Source organism: Pseudomonas sp. MS15a(2019) (assembly GCF_013277805.1).
GTDB classification, from domain to species: Bacteria; Pseudomonadota; Gammaproteobacteria; order Pseudomonadales; family Pseudomonadaceae; genus Chryseomonas; species Chryseomonas benzopyrenica.
Genome location: NZ_VBTN01000005.1, coordinates 1 through 14,198, shown reverse-complemented (window position 1 = coordinate 14,198; position 14,198 = coordinate 1). Strand labels below are relative to the sequence as shown.

Sequence of the window (14,198 nt, the reverse complement as noted above, 5' to 3'; positions counted from 1 at the left end):
CGTTTGGCCGACGCGCAGCAGATCGTTAACAGGTTCTGACGCAACCGCGGCCGCCTGGCGGAGTCCATCGCTTATCCCCCGCTGCCGAGGTACCCCCATGCAGACCCTGCACCGTTACCAGATCCGCTATCGCCTCAATGGCGAGCCACTCAGCCACGAGCTGGAGAGCTTCGAGCCGGTCACCGAGGAGGAAGCGCTGCTGCAGTTGCTGATCAAGCACGTCGAGGAACCCCAGGTGGTGGTCGATGCGCCCTGGGAGCGCCATGCCCAGCCGAGCATCGCCCGTCGTGCCCAGGAAGCCGGACTGAGCGATATCGAGGTCAGCCAGCGGGACTGACGGCCGGCCCAGGCAGGTGGCTTTGCGCTATAATTCCGCGCTTTTGCCCCCTTCGTTGGAGTGATTCATGACCCTGCCTCGCCTGCGCCTCAAAGCCAATGCCGACCGCCGTCTGCGCGCCGGGCACCTCTGGGTGTACAGCAACGAGGTGGACGTCGTCGCCACCCCGCTCACCGCCTTCGAACCGGGCGACCAGGCCATCCTGGAAACCACCAGCGGCAAGCCGCTGGGCTTGGTGGCGCTGTCGCCCAACAACCTAATCTGCGCCCGCCTGTTCTCCCGCGACACCGGCTATCCGCTGGACAAGTCGCTGCTGGTGCATCGCTTCAAGGTCGCCCTGAGCCTGCGCGAGCGGTTGTTCGGCAGCCACTGCTATCGCCTGGTCTATGGCGATGCGGATTTCCTGCCCGGCCTGGTGGTGGATCGCTTCAACGATATCCTGGTGGTGCAGATCGCCTCGGCGACCATGGAGCGCCAGCGCGAGGCCATCCTCGCCGCCCTGCTGCAGGTGTTCAAGCCCCAGGGCGTGCTGTGGAAGAACGATGGCAGCGCCCGCACGGCCGAGGGTCTTTCCAGCTACGTGGAAGTGGCCTACGGCGAGGTACCGGACTGGGTAGCGCTGGAAGAGAACGGCGTGCGCTTCGAGGCACCGGTCCGCGAAGGCCAGAAGACCGGCTGGTTCTATGACCACCGCCTGAACCGTGCGCGCCTGGCGCCCTATGTCGAAGGCAAGCGGGTGCTCGACCTGTTCAGCTACATCGGCGGCTGGGGCGTGCAGGCCGCGGCCTTCGGTGCCAGCGAGGTCATGTGCGTGGACGCCTCGGGCTTTGCCCTCGACGGCGTGGAACGCAACGCCACCCTCAACGGCCTGGCGGAAAAGCTGGTGTGCGTCGAGGGCGATGTCTTCGAAGCGCTCAAGGAACTCAAGGCCGGTGAAGAGAAATTCGACGTCATCGTCGCCGACCCGCCAGCCTTCATCAAGAAGCGCAAGGACCTGAAGAACGGCGAGGCCGCCTATCGCCGCCTCAACGAACAGGCCATGCGGCTGCTGAACAAGGACGGCATCCTCGTCAGCGCCTCCTGCTCCATGCACCTGCCCGAAGACGACCTGCAAAACATCCTGCTCGGCAGCGCCCGCCATCTGGATCGCAACCTGCAGATCCTCGAACGCGGCGCTCAGGGCCCGGATCACCCGGTGCACCCGGCCATCCCGGAGACCCGCTACATCAAGAGCCTCACCTGCCGTCTGCTACCCAGCTAAACGCCAGGCAAAGAAAAGCCGGACATTGTCCGGCTTTTTTATTTGTGTCTTTGCCTCAGCTCAGGGCACGAATCAACTCGTCCTTCTTCATTCGCGACCGACCGCGGACGTTCTGCTCAGCCGCCTTCTTCACCAGCTCATCGCGAGTCAGGTCACTTAGCGAGGTGCTGCCAGTGCGCGAATGCCGCGCTGAAGCGCGACCGCTGTTGGGCGACTGGCCTTGCTTGGTCGCCACCGCCCGCCGGGCGGAATCCTTGCGGTCCGCGCTTTTGGCGGTACCACTCTTGGCCTTGCCGGAACCTGCCTTTTCACCACCGCCGGACTGCTTGTTCACCGTCGCCCAGGCCCGTGCTTCGGCTTCATCCTTGGAGACGCCCTTTTTCTCGTAGCTCTCCTCGATGTGCTCGGCCTTACGTTCCTGTTTGTCGCTGTACTTGGATTTGTCGCCGCGGGGCATGGCAGTCTCCTGATTAGTCTTCCGCCTTGATGGTGGCTACATCGGCTGCCTTCACCCGCACGTGACGACCCGCCACATCGGTGAATTCATAGAAACCGTCGGCCGTCTTGGTGTTGGGACGATCTTCGGTGATGTACTGGGTACCGTCCTGCAGGGTCACTACCGTCTCGGTGGAACAGGCCGCCAGCCCCGTCAGGGTCAGGGCCAGCAACCCACCGCCTAGTAGCCGCTTCATGGGGCTTCCGGTGCGACGCGATGAATGGACACATCGTGCAGCGCCACCAGCGCCTGACCGGACTCGATGTCGGCCAGGTGGAAGCGCTCGTCGTTGATCGCATCCAGGTGCCGACAGGCCAAGTCACGGACCACGTCGGTGATGGGCACGTCCAGATTGCTGATACGGTCGGTATAGCTTTCGCCCAGCAGTTTGTAGTGGATTTCGTAGTGGCTATCGGTGTCGTCACGCATGAGGGATCTCCGCGAAAAGGCTGCCCGACTCGGGTTATTTCTATAGAGCCTAGGCAACCAGAGCGGTTCTTTTCCACCCGTCAGACGCCGCCGAACGGTCATCTGTCAAGGCGCGCGAACCGGCTCTAGCGCAGGAGTTCAACGCCCTGTACGCATCTGTTGCAACAGCGCACTGCACTGGGCGCCCTGCTCGTTGCTGGGCGCCACCAGCGCCAGCAGACCGGCCGCCGGCGCCGCGAAGGTGGCAAGCAAGGCCGCCGCCGCGCCACGGGCCGCCAGGGGCAGTGCCTTCACCCCCGGCGCGGGATTCTTCAGGGTGCCGCGCACATAGAGCGGTGAGCGCAGCGAGAAGATGCGCAAGCCCTTGCTGTGGGGATCGACGGTCAGATCCAGTCGTTCGCTCGCCAGGTTGATGGTGCCGGTGATGTTGATCAGGGCATTCTCGGTGTCGAGCACGAAGACCTGGGGCTGCACCAAGCCCTTCTTGAAATCGAGATCGGCGACCGCGCAGTTGATCTCCACCTCGTCATCGCCGAACAGCCGGTCGACCAGATAGTTGCCGACGTTGAGTCCGGCGAGCTCCATCAAGCTGCGGCTGATGCGGCCGTCGTTCATCAGCAGCTTGAGTTCGCCGTTGCTGGTGCCGAGCAATGCCGCCACCGAGTTGCCGGTGCCACTCAGGGTGGCATCGCCATTGAGTTCGCCCATGCTGCGCTTCATGGTCTCCACGGTGGGGAACAGCTGGTTCAGCTTGACCCGGCGCACATGCAGATCGACCCGCCCCTGCAGGGGCGTCTTGTCGCCTTCCAGGCGCACCGTGGTGTTCAGATCGCCGCCGGCCACACCAAAGCGCAGGGGGTCGAGCAGCAGCACGCCATCGGTCAGGCGCACGTGGGTGTTGAGATCGGTAATCGGCAGCTGCGCGTTCTGCACGATGCGCTTGCCGGTGAAACGCACGTCCGCATCCATGGCGCGCCAGCGCTCGGTGCGGAATTCGGAGATCGGCAGCGCCTTGTCCGCCGGCTGCTTGCTGGCCTCGCCCTTGGCCGCCTGCTGCTCCTTGGTATCGGCGCCAATCAGTGGTGCCAGGTCTTCGAACAGCAGCTGATCGGAGCGCAGGGTGCCACTGAGCTTGGGCCGCGGCTTGCCGCCGGTGAACAGCACCTCGCCGTGCAGGTCGCTCTTGCCGACCCGGCCATTGAAGTCTTCATAGCTGAAGCGGGCGCCCGCCGGATCGTTGAGCTTGACCGTGAGATGGCCGTCGGTGGCATAGGGCGCCGTCTCCGGCAGGGTGACCCCGGTCAGCGGATAGAGCTGCGCCAGGCTCTTGCCTTCCAGCACCAGGTGCAGATCCAGGGCGCCCAGCCGCCGCGGATCGGTCAGGGTGCCAAAGACCTGGACGCGGGTCTCGCCGGCCCGGGCATCGAGCTGGATGGGAAAAGGCACGTCGGCGTCCTGCAGCGCCAGCAGGCCGCCGATCTGGCCACGGCCACTGACCGGTACCTGCTTGTAGCTGCCCTCCACCGCCAGGGCGAACTGGAAGGGCTGGGTCTGCTTGACGTGGGAGCGCTGGCGCGAAGTGCCCTGCTTGCCGACCAGATCGGCGTAGGCGATGGGGGCATCCAGGGAGGTGATCCGCGCCCTTAGCCGGGTGGCGGTCTGGGCATCGTCGAAGCCGACCTGGCCGGCGTCGAAGCCAATGGTGCCGATATCTACGGTCCAGGCCGAGGGTTCGGCCTTGGGGTCCTTCTCGGCGGTCTCGAAGGTCCAGCTGTTGCGGCCATCGGCCAGCCGCTGGGCATTGACCACCGGCCCGCTGAGGTCGATGCGCGGGATATAGATCTGCTTGGCCAGCAGTGCCAGCGGGGAGATCCGCAGTTGCACCCGGTCGAGGTGGACGAAGGTCTTTTCCTTGGCCCAGTCCGGGTTGCCCAGGGTCAGGTCCTCGGCGGCGATGTGCGGCCAGGGAATCCAGGCGCGCCAGCCGCCCTGATCCGGCTCGCGATGCCAGACCACGCCCAGGTTGCCCTCGATGGCGAAGGGCCGGTGCAAGGCGCTCGACACCTGCTCGTTGATGGTCGGCTTGAGCCGATTCCAGTCGAAGGTGGCAAGGATCACCACCACCAGCACGAACAGCAGCAGGATGATTCCCAGCAGCCAGGCGAGGATCTTGCGTGGGCGCGTCATGGCCGCCTCCTTGGATTTCCGTTCCCTCTTGGGTCTGCTCAGCGCAGCGGGGTTCCCTGAATAGACGTCATGCCTTGCGCTGGCATAGCGCCAGCAGCGCCACCGCCACCCCGATCAGGGTCAACAACAGCAGACTGCCACGCAGTCCCACCTGCCCCGCCACGGCACCGATCAGCGGCGGACCGAGCAGGAACCCGAGATAACCGGCGGTGGCGGTCATGGCGATGCCCGCAGCCGGCGTCTCGGCCACCTGGCCGGCGGCGCTGAAGGCCGCGGGCACCACATTGGACAGGCCCAGGCCGACCAGCGCGAAGCCGAGGATCGCCGTCCAGGGCGCCGGCAGGATTACCGCCAGGGCCAGCCCCAGGGTCGCCAGCAGGGCCCCGCCAACGATCACCTGGGGGCCGCCGAAGCGAGCGCGGATGCCGTCGCCGAACAGCCGCCCCACCAGCATGGTCAGCGAAAAGGCCGCATAGCCCAGGGTCGCCACCACCGGACTCGCGCCGCCCACCTGGCCCAGGTAGACGGCGCTCCAGTCGGTCATGGCCCCTTCCAGCATCAGACAGCCCATGGCGATCAACCCCAGCGCCAGTACGCGTCGATTCGGCAGCCGCAGGGCATGGCTCACCGGGCTGCGATCGCCTTCGTCCAGGGCCAGGGCGGCGGGCAAGGCCAGCACCAGCGCCACCAGGGCAGCGGCCAGCAACACCACCAGCGCCGAGGCGCCCAGGTGCAGCACCAGTGCCCCCAGGCCGGCACCGAGAAATCCGCCCAGGCTGAAGGCGGCATGGAAGGACGACATCAGCGGGCCGTTCCAGCGGCTTTCGACATCGCTGGCATGGGCATTCATGGCCACGTCGATCAGGCCATTGCTGGCACCGAGCAGCAGCGCGCAAGGCAGCAGCCAGCCCAGCGACGGCGCCACCCCAGGCCAGATCAGCACCAGCACGAAGGCCAGGATGCTCAGCCGGGTGAGGCGTCCGGTACCGCCCAGGCGCGGCACCAGCACCCCGGCGAAGGGCATGGTCAGCAGGGCGCCCAGGGCGACCGCCAGCAGCACCAGACTCAGCTGGCCGTCGCCCAGCGCCAGATCGCGCTTGAGTTCGGGAATGGCGGCCGCCCAGCCACCGATCCCGCAACCATTGGCGAGAAAGACGGTAAAGGTGGCGCGGCGTTGGCGACGCAGTACGGCAGAGGTCATGGGAATCCTTGGGCGAGAGATCAGCGGTCGCTAGCGAGCGAATGCAGGTGCAGGCCGGCATCGCGATAGGGCTGCAGGCGCTCCTCGCTCAACCCCGGCTCCAACACCAGATGGTTCAGCTGATCGAGCCGGAGCACGTGATAGAAGGCCACGCTGTCGAGCTTTTCGGCGGTCACCGCGACGGCGACCTGGGCGCTCTGTTCGGCCACGGCCGCCTTGAACTCGGCCTCCTCCAGGTCGAAGCCGGTCACCCCGGTTTCCACCGCCAGGGCGCAGGTCCCGAGAAAGGCCAGGTCGGCGCGCACGCCACGCAGGTCACGCAGGGCCCGGGCGCCCAGGCAGGCGCCGGACTGCGGCGCAGCCAGGCCGCCGATCATCAGCACCCGGATGCCCGGGCGCTGCAGCAGCGCCGTGGCGATCACCGGCGCATTGGTGGCCACGGTCAGGTCAAGATCCGTGGGCAGCGCCTGGGCGATGGCCAGGTTGGTCGAGCCGGCATCCAGCAGCAGCAATTGCCCCCGTTGTACCAGCCTGGCCGCGGCGTGGCCCAGCGCCTGCTTGGCCGTCTCGTCCTGGCTGATCCGCGCCGGCAGTGCCTGCGGCGGTGTCAGCAGCGAGAGCGCCCCACCGTACACCCGGCGGCACAGGCCCTGGCGGGCCAGTTCACGCAGGTCGCGACGTACGCTGTCTTCGGAAATGCCCCAGGTGGCGGCCAGTTCGGCCGACAGGACCCGGCCCTGCTCACGCAACAGGGCCAGGATCGCGGCCTGGCGTTCTTCGGGGAGGTGGATGGATGCAGTCATGCTGATACTCCAGGAGGATCAGCAGATCATGCACAATCATTTATAAACGTGCAACATCATGCAGAGGCTGAGGCCTTGTCCCGCGTATCCAGCCAGCGACCGCCAAAGACATTGATCAACAGGCCGAACATGACAGCCAGGCCACCTACCGCTTGTTGGATGGTCATCTGCTCCCCCAGCAGCACCGCGGCGGAAGTCAGCCCCACCACCGGCACCAACAGCGAAAAGGGCGCCACCTGGCCCGCCGGATAGCGCGACAGCAGCCGGCTCCAGATGCCGTAGCCGACCAGGGTGGCGATAAAGGCCAGGTAGACGATGGCAAAGACCGAGCCGCCCGACAGCGACGTCAGCGCCGTGGCGATCTGTTCCGGGCCTTCCAGCAGCAACGACAGGATGAAGAAGGGGATGGGCGGAATCAGGCTGCCCCAGACCACCAGGCCGAGCATGTCCACCTTGCCGATCTTCTTGGTGACGATATTGCCCAGGCCCCACATGGCCGCCGCCGCCAGGGTCAGCAGAAAACCGGCCAGGGTCATGGTGACGCCATGCTCGGTACCGATCAGCAACAGCCCCAAGGCCGCCACCAGCAGCCCGACCAGACTCGCCCGCCGTACCTTCTCCCCCAGGAAGGTCGCGGCGAAGGCCAGGGTAAAGAAGGCCTGGGCCTGCAATACCAGCGAGGCCAGCCCCGCTGGCATCCCCACGTACATGGCCGAGAACAGGAAGGCGAACTGGCCGAGCGAGATGGTCAGGCCGTAGGCCAGCAGCAGCTGCCAGGACACCTGGGGTCGCCGTACGAAGAGAATGGCGGGAAAGGCCGCCAGACAGAATCTCAGGGCGCCCAGCAACATGGGCGGTACGCCATGCAGGCCAACCTTGATGACGACGAAATTCACCCCCCAGGCCAGGATGACGACCAATGCCAGCAACAGATCCCGGGGTGCCATTCACAACTCCTTGAAGGATTTCAGATAGATAGGTGGCTACCCTACTCCTTTGCGTCCGCGCTGCGGCGTCACAGTTGCCCACAAATTCGGCCAGTCACTCCCTAGCAACGAAAAACCGCAGCCTGGGCTGCGGTTCGTCGGGATCAGGCACTGCGCTTGTCGCGCAAGGGATCATGGCCCCAGTTCATCAGCGACTTGCGCCAGCGCGAGTCTTCGATATCGCCCTCCGGTCGCTGCTTGAGATGGCGATGCACATAGCCGATGACCTTGCGCATGGCCTGGTAGTCATCGTCTTCCAGCTCGGCCTGGCGCTTGCCCTTGAGCTCCAGGATGCGCTCACCCATGGCATGGCCGACCGCCTTGCCATCGTTGGCGGCCGTGACCTTCTTGCCGCCCTTGGTCATGCCCACACCCTTGCTGGTATCACCGCTGAGCCATTTGCGCAGCTGGCTGGGGGTCATGTTGACCACCTGCTTGAATTCGCTGCGAACCTCTTTCCTGTCGTCTTTCTTGTCGTCGTTGGAAGCCTTCTTGGTGCTCATTTTTCACCTGCCTTTTGCAACGCCTTCACCAGTTCGTCTTTCTTCATGCGCGACCGGCCCCGCACCTCGCGACGCGCGGCACGCTTCATCAATTCGTCCTTGGTCAGACCGGCCAGGCCCGACTCACGCGCGGTCGCCGTCTTGCGCGCCACATCCGCCGGCTGTTTGGAATGCTGCTTGCCGCGGCGGGTGTCGCGACGCTTCTTGGCGGTGGTGCGCTGGTACTCTTCCTTGCTCAGGGAATCCCGGGCCTTTTCCGGCAGATAGCGTTCGCCGGTCTCTTCGGATTTCTTGCCGGAGCGGGTGTCCCACTTCTCGTCGGTCCACTGTTGCAGATGATTGTCCTTGCCCTTGCCGCCCTGGTATTCACCACCGCGCTTCTGGTACTCCTGGGACGCCAGTTGCGCCTTGCGCGCCGACCATTGGCCGGGCTTGCCGCCCTTGTCGCCCTCGGTAATCTCTTTCTTCACCTTTTCCCAGAGTTCGGGATCGCTCTTCTTGGCCGTAGCACTCATGGCTCACCTCAGGTGTGGGGTCACTGCAGTCGCTGTCTCTAGGATGACTGTCCAACCGAAACGGGGGTTCGCGCCAGGCGACGAACGCCCCTACCCTGCGTCTTCCGGTATCCAGAGAAACCCATGCCCCTTGCCACCCTGCTCCGCCGTCGCCTGATCCCGCTGCTCTTCGTCACCCTGCTGGTGGGTGTCGGGGTCCCCTATGGCTGCTCGGAACTGGCCTACCGCGAACGTCAATGGGTGTTCAGCATCGAGCCCGGCAATGCCAGCTGGTTCACCGGGGTGCCGGAAGGCGTCCGCCAGTTCAATCTGCCGGTCCCGGACGGTCTGACCGGCACCGACTACCTGCATGCCTGGTGGTGGCCCGCCCGGCGCCCGGACGCCCCCACCCTGCTCTATCTGCACGGCACCCGCTGGAATCTCACCGCCCAGGTCCGGCGCATCGCCACCCTGCGACAACTGGGTTACTCGGTGCTGGCCATCGACTATCGCGGCTTTGGCGAAAGTCCTGGCGACGTTCCCTCCGAACGCAGCGTCTACCAGGACGCCCGGGTCGCCTGGAAGCACCTGCAGAGCCTGCAGCCCGATCCGCGCAAGAGATACCTCTATGGCCATTCCCTGGGTGGCGCCGTGGCGGTGGATCTGGCCTGGCGCATCGCCCGCGACGGGGATCCCACGGGCGACTATCCCGCCGCGGCCGGTCTGATCATCGAATCCACCTTCACCACCCTGGCCGATGCCGCCTCGGCGGTGGTCGACACCCGCTTTCCCCTGCGCTGGCTGATGACGGAGAAATTCGATTCCCTGGACAAGATCCCGGAGATCCATATCCCGGTGCTCATCGTTCACGGCAGCGACGACCGCTATGTGCCGCCCCGCTTCAGCGAGGCCCTCTATGCCGCCGCGCAACCCCCCAAGCGGCTGCTGTTGATCCCGGGTGGCACCCATTCCAACAGCATGGTGATAGGCACACGTGCCTATGCCGCCGCTCTGCGCGAGCTGTTCGGTGGCACGCACCTGAGCGAAGCGGAAAAGCAGGAATCATCGACGGGAGGCTAGAGGTTTTTTGAAAGGCATCGACGGCGCTGATAGTCACTATCTCGCCAGTCTATTTTTTTCGAGCGGTCCTGCTCGGGATACTGAACTCACTCCAGCACAGTTTCCCCAGAGGACACCATCATGAACCTGCGTATCGCCTTCGGTTTCGCCCTGACCGCCCTGGCCCTGAACACCTTCGCCCAGGACTTCTCCTTCACCCCCACCAGCCCTGCCACCCAGATCGCCGAGGAATCCAGCCAGCGTCCGCTAGGCCATCTGATCAAGCAACAGCAGCAACGTCTGCAGGAACGCACCCTGGCCGAAGAATCCAGCCTGCGTCCGCTGGGTGAAGTCATCAAGCAGCAGCAACGCCAACTGCAGGACCGCCGGATCGCCGAAGAGTCCAGTCTGCGTCCCCTGGGCCAGGTGATCGAAGACCAACAACAGCGTCTCGGTGGCGACGAAGTGGCCGAAGAAAGCGGTCAGCGTCCCGTGGGTCGACTGATCGAGCATCAGCAGCATCGTCTGCAGGAGGGCGCCCTGGCCGAAAACGGCTCGGCCCAGACCCTGGACCGCCTGATCAAGCCCGGCCAGACCCGTCAGGCCTAAGCGCTACCCGCTCCTTCCTGCCTGGCCTCGCGCCGGGCTCGCCTATCAGGTCTTCTCGCTACCCGGTCCGATGCTGGCGGGGGCCTCCACCACCATTTCCTGCGGCACCTCGTCGATACGCGGATCCAGCGCCGCTGCCATCGGACTGACGGAATCCGGCATGGCCACATGATGCAGCGGTGCCGCGTCCAGCCGGTGCTCGCCACTGACGAACCGGGGCTGCACGAAGACGATCAGGATCAGCGCATAGGCCGAGGTCAGCACATAGAAGGTGCCCGGGCCGAAATGCTCCATGGCCGCGCCGGCCAGCAGCGGCCCGATGCAGGCACCGACGCCATAGGTGGTCAGCAGCATCGCCGACAGTTCCACCCGCCGCTCGGGCTCGACGTGGTCGTTGGCAAAGGCGGTCGCCAGCGGATAGAGGGTGAACAGCAGCATGCCCGAGACGAAGCCCGCAGCCAGCAACCAGGGATAGGGCAAGGTGATCAGTCCCCACAGCGGTACCGCCGCTAGGCATAGCAGCACCGCATTGGCGCGGATCAGCTTGCAGCGGTCGAGTCGATCCGACAGCCAGCCCAGCGGCCACTGGGCGCAGAAGCCCGCGACGATGCACAGCCCGACGTAGAAGCTCGATTGCGCCGTATCCAGGCCACTGCGACTGGCGAACACCGGTGCCAGGCCATAGAAGCCCCCCACCAGCAGGCCTGCGGTAAAGATGGTCACCAGTGACTGGGGCACCCGCTGCCAGAAGAAGCGGATCTCCAGCGGCGCCGCCACCAGCTTGGCCGGGTGCACCCGCCGCGTCATCGCCAGAGGAATCAGGCAAGAGGCGAAGCAGATGGCTACCAGCAACAGCGGCTTGTAGTCGAGTTGCGGATGCCAGGCCAGCAGCGCCTGGCCGATCACCAGCCCCAGGTCCACCGCCACCATGTAGCCGGCAAACACCTTGCCGCGCTGGTGATTCTCCGCCTGCTCGTTGAGCCAGCTCTCGATCACCATGTACTGATTCATCATCACCACGCCCATGATGAATCTCAACGCGATCCAGACGTTCAGGTCGTCGATCAGGGCGTGAATGAGCACGGTAACGGTGGCCGCACCGGCGCAGGCCACATAGGAACGGATATGGCCGACACTGGCGATCAGCCGATGGCCGAACTTGCCGCCGCACACCAGCCCGAAGTAGTAGGCCGCCATCAGGGCGCCGGTCCAGAAATCCCCTGCCCCCTGCTCAGTCAGTCGCAGACCGATATAGGTGGTGAACAGACCGGAGCCGGCCAACATCAGGAGGGTGGCGAAATAGAGCGCAGGAAAGGTAACGAGAGGGCTGAACATCAGGGATCACATGAAAAGAAGCAGAAAGCCAGAACGGATCAGCCGGAACTGATCGTCAGACTACGGAAGGAAAAAAATATCAGGAGATAGTGCCGGGGATCACTCCGGCTCCTGGCGCCTATTGGTCTCGGTACGCTGGCGCTGTCGCCATTGATCCAGATAGACCACCTGGCCGTGCTCGGGCTTGGCCTGATAGGCAGGGGCCGAAGCCACCACCGAATCCGCCGCCGGGCGTTCGACCTCGGGCACCACGAAAGGCGCGAACTCGACCTTGGCCAGCGTCTTGCCGAACAGGGCCAGAGAGGCGTCGAGTCGCTCCTCTCCCGTCACGGTGAATTCGAAGGAGAACAACCGCGCCAGGCGCTTGCGGCCTTTGGCATCGGCCAGCCAGCGAAAACGGGAAAAGGCCACGGCGCCATCGAGCAGCGTGACCTTGCGGCGACGACACTCCTGCTCGGCCAGCACCAGTGCCTGCTCGCGAATGCCGTGGGCGTGCCAGAACCACAGACCAATGCCGACTGCGCCCAGCAACAGGCAGAGATTACCTAGCGTCAGCATCTTCGCTCCTCATCGAAGGGTACCGCCGTCACTGACGCCGTGCAGCGTCACCAGATGCCGTCTCGTTCAACAGACGAATGTTTTCACGCTCGCCTTTGTACAGCGTCAGAGGGGCGATTTCCTTACCTAGCAAAGGCACCTGCTGTTGATGCCATATGTAGTAGAAAACGTTCAGTACCACCAATAGCAGAAACAACCAACGCATCATTCGTTCTCGAGCGGACACGCCAAAGCCAATCCAGCAAACACCATATCGGGCACGATCCGCGCGCCCGGAACGACATGTTTGACCAGTTCCGCGTCACCCCCGGTCAGAAACACCTCGCAGCCTTCGGCGAACATCTCCTGAGCCAGTTCGTACTGGGTGCGGACAAAGCCCTTGAGCATGTACAGACACCCACGCTCCACGGCCTCGATGGTCGTACGTCCCGGCGCCTCGTAGCGTTCACCACTGGCCCAATGTGGATCGTAGCGGATCCGACGGGTATGGGTCTGCAGTTCCCGACGCATCAACGGAATCCCCGGACAGATGAACCCGCCCTGATGCTCACCCTGGGCGTCGACCAGATCGGCCGTCACCGCAGTGCCCAGATCCAGGACCACGCAGGCCTTTCCCTCGGCCAGTTGCACCGCGGCCAGGATCACCAACCAGCGATCCATGCCCAGACGCTGGTGATCCCGATAGCCATTGCGCACACCATTCCACACCTCTACCGGCACGGCCTGGTGACAGGGGATGGCGAAGGTCGCCGTCAACCGCTCCTTGAGCTGCTGGGTCTCTTCGTCGCTGCGCACGCTGACCAGCCGACAGGCCGCCAGGGTGGGAGCATCCGGCTGGGACAGGGCCGCGATCAGGGCGTCGTCGCTGTCGACGATGCCGGTGTCGACCACTTCGGCTCCCGCGGCGAGCAGTCGCCACTTGATCAGGCTGTTACCGCAATCGAGTTCAAGAATCATGATCTAGGCTCAGGCTCAATTCGCCACCGCTGAATGCCTGTGTCTGCCCGTCTACGCGCATGAGGATAGCCCCATCTTCGGCAACTCCTGCCACTGTGCCCTGAATACAGCGAACCCCCGAAGACAGGGTTACCGCTCGACCTTGCCAGCCATGATAACGCTCCCACTCGCCGCGCAGGGCGGCGAATCCGGATTGGCGGTGAATCTGCCACAGGCTGTCGATCTCCCGCAGCAGCAGACTGGCGACCTGGTTGCGATCCTGCAGACCGCCCAGGACCTCGGCCATGGAAATCCATGGCTGATCGATGTCGTTGGCCATGCGCATGTTGACGTTGATACCGATGCCGATGATGGCCTGGCAGACGTCCTGCGGATCACCCGACAATTCGATGAGGATACCGGCCAGCTTGCGACCACGAACCAGGACGTCGTTGGGCCACTTCAGCCAGGCATCCTCCACTCCCAGCTGTTGCAGGGTACGGATCACCGCCAGGCCCATGGTCAGGCTCAAGGCCTGCAGCTTCTGGATCCCGCCCTGGCTGGAGACCACGGCGGTGAGATAGAGATTCTTGCCATAGGGACTGACCCAGGCGCGGCCACGCCGGCCACGTCCGGCCTGCTGATGCTCGGCCAGCAAGGCGAACGGCGTTTGCTGCTGTTGTTGCAGACGGCGTTGTGCCTCGGCATTGGTGGAGTCGATGGAAGCCAGGACCGCTACCGGCCAACCACCCTCCCCCGCGATCCGTTCGGCATCGAGCAGCGACAGGGGCTCTTCCAGGCGGTAACCCCGCCCCGGAACCTTGAACACCTCGACGCCCAGGTCATCTTCCAGCGTCTTCAGCCGCTTCCAGATGGCACTCCTGGAGACGCCCAGGGCCTCACCAAGCTCGACGCCGGAATGAAATTTTCCATCACTCAGCAATTTCAGCAACGGCATCCTCGAACTCCGTTCGACTTTCTTCCGCCCCAAAGACAACACCCCC

General features: G+C 64.6%; 18 protein-coding genes. 4 read left to right on the top strand and 14 right to left on the bottom strand.

Annotated elements, in window-relative coordinates; genetic code table 11:
• Window positions 1-97 precede the first annotated feature (97 nt).
• The gene (locus tag FEZ61_RS08910; protein WP_093250907.1) at window positions 98-337 is read left to right on the top strand and encodes a hypothetical protein; all 240 of its coding nucleotides are present in this window, start codon (window positions 98-100) and stop codon (window positions 335-337) included.
• Between the two features lie 67 nt (window positions 338-404).
• A complete protein-coding gene (locus tag FEZ61_RS08905; RefSeq protein WP_064308918.1) occupies window positions 405-1,598 on the top strand; it encodes a class I SAM-dependent rRNA methyltransferase in 1,194 nt (397 codons plus the stop codon).
• Between the two features lie 55 nt (window positions 1,599-1,653).
• On the opposite strand, the gene FEZ61_RS08900 is transcribed toward FEZ61_RS08905, so the two are convergent.
• The 9 genes from FEZ61_RS08900 to FEZ61_RS08860 form a co-directional block, all read right to left on the bottom strand.
• Entirely contained in the window at window positions 1,654-2,055 is a 402-nt protein-coding gene (locus tag FEZ61_RS08900) for a Rho termination factor N-terminal domain-containing protein (RefSeq protein ID WP_064308917.1), read from the bottom strand.
• A 13-nt stretch (window positions 2,056-2,068) separates the two neighbouring features.
• On the bottom strand, window positions 2,069-2,290 hold the full coding sequence (locus FEZ61_RS08895) for a YgdI/YgdR family lipoprotein (RefSeq protein WP_017638750.1): 222 nt from the start codon (window positions 2,288-2,290) through the stop codon (window positions 2,069-2,071).
• Window positions 2,287-2,523 (bottom strand): hypothetical protein, encoded by a 237-nt coding sequence (locus FEZ61_RS08890; protein ID WP_017638749.1) that lies wholly within the window; start codon window positions 2,521-2,523, stop codon window positions 2,287-2,289. Before FEZ61_RS08890 ends, FEZ61_RS08895 begins: the two co-directional genes overlap by 4 nt.
• 138 nt (window positions 2,524-2,661) lie before the next feature.
• Window positions 2,662-4,710 carry an AsmA family protein gene (locus FEZ61_RS08885; RefSeq protein ID WP_173148300.1) on the bottom strand — a complete coding sequence of 683 codons (2,049 nt, stop codon included), beginning with the start codon at window positions 4,708-4,710 and terminating at the stop codon, window positions 2,662-2,664.
• A gap of 67 nt (window positions 4,711-4,777) precedes the next feature.
• Window positions 4,778-5,911 carry an MFS transporter gene (locus FEZ61_RS08880; protein ID WP_173148298.1) on the bottom strand — a complete coding sequence of 378 codons (1,134 nt, stop codon included), beginning with the start codon at window positions 5,909-5,911 and terminating at the stop codon, window positions 4,778-4,780.
• Window positions 5,912-5,931: 20 nt separating this feature from the next.
• Window positions 5,932-6,714, bottom strand: a complete 783-nt coding sequence (locus FEZ61_RS08875; protein WP_064308914.1) for a DeoR/GlpR family DNA-binding transcription regulator — start codon at window positions 6,712-6,714, stop codon at window positions 5,932-5,934.
• A gap of 56 nt (window positions 6,715-6,770) precedes the next feature.
• The gene (locus FEZ61_RS08870) at window positions 6,771-7,661 is read right to left on the bottom strand and encodes an EamA family transporter (RefSeq protein WP_093250912.1); all 891 of its coding nucleotides are present in this window, start codon (window positions 7,659-7,661) and stop codon (window positions 6,771-6,773) included.
• Between the two features lie 143 nt (window positions 7,662-7,804).
• A complete protein-coding gene (locus tag FEZ61_RS08865; RefSeq protein WP_017638744.1) occupies window positions 7,805-8,203 on the bottom strand; it encodes a DUF3140 domain-containing protein in 399 nt (132 codons plus the stop codon).
• The gene (locus FEZ61_RS08860) at window positions 8,200-8,718 is read right to left on the bottom strand and encodes a hypothetical protein (RefSeq protein WP_064308912.1); all 519 of its coding nucleotides are present in this window, start codon (window positions 8,716-8,718) and stop codon (window positions 8,200-8,202) included. Before FEZ61_RS08860 ends, FEZ61_RS08865 begins: the two co-directional genes overlap by 4 nt.
• Window positions 8,719-8,841: 123 nt before the next feature.
• Here FEZ61_RS08860 and FEZ61_RS08855 point away from each other — a divergent pair, with 123 nt between their 5' ends.
• Complete coding sequence (locus tag FEZ61_RS08855; RefSeq protein WP_064308911.1) at window positions 8,842-9,777, top strand: alpha/beta fold hydrolase; 936 nt, start codon at window positions 8,842-8,844, stop codon at window positions 9,775-9,777.
• A 120-nt stretch (window positions 9,778-9,897) separates the two neighbouring features.
• Window positions 9,898-10,365 (top strand): hypothetical protein, encoded by a 468-nt coding sequence (locus FEZ61_RS08850; protein WP_064308910.1) that lies wholly within the window; start codon window positions 9,898-9,900, stop codon window positions 10,363-10,365.
• A gap of 45 nt (window positions 10,366-10,410) precedes the next feature.
• Here FEZ61_RS08850 and FEZ61_RS08845 read toward each other — a convergent pair whose 3' ends face one another.
• The 5 genes from FEZ61_RS08845 to birA all read right to left on the bottom strand — a co-directional run bounded on the left by FEZ61_RS08845 (window position 10,411) and on the right by birA (window position 14,152).
• On the bottom strand, window positions 10,411-11,700 hold the full coding sequence (locus tag FEZ61_RS08845) for an MFS transporter (protein ID WP_064308909.1): 1,290 nt from the start codon (window positions 11,698-11,700) through the stop codon (window positions 10,411-10,413).
• Between the two features lie 99 nt (window positions 11,701-11,799).
• On the bottom strand, window positions 11,800-12,258 hold the full coding sequence (locus FEZ61_RS08840) for a DUF3301 domain-containing protein (protein ID WP_017638740.1): 459 nt from the start codon (window positions 12,256-12,258) through the stop codon (window positions 11,800-11,802).
• A 28-nt stretch (window positions 12,259-12,286) separates the two neighbouring features.
• Window positions 12,287-12,466 carry a hypothetical protein gene (locus tag FEZ61_RS08835; protein ID WP_017638739.1) on the bottom strand — a complete coding sequence of 60 codons (180 nt, stop codon included), beginning with the start codon at window positions 12,464-12,466 and terminating at the stop codon, window positions 12,287-12,289.
• Window positions 12,463-13,215 carry a type III pantothenate kinase gene (locus FEZ61_RS08830; RefSeq protein ID WP_017638738.1) on the bottom strand — a complete coding sequence of 251 codons (753 nt, stop codon included), beginning with the start codon at window positions 13,213-13,215 and terminating at the stop codon, window positions 12,463-12,465. The genes FEZ61_RS08835 and FEZ61_RS08830 overlap by 4 nt, the downstream gene beginning before the upstream one ends.
• Window positions 13,205-14,152, bottom strand: coding sequence for a bifunctional biotin--[acetyl-CoA-carboxylase] ligase/biotin operon repressor BirA (birA, locus tag FEZ61_RS08825; protein ID WP_068383691.1), 948 nt, complete (start codon window positions 14,150-14,152; stop codon window positions 13,205-13,207). The genes FEZ61_RS08830 and birA overlap by 11 nt, the downstream gene beginning before the upstream one ends.
• Window positions 14,153-14,198 lie beyond the last annotated feature (46 nt).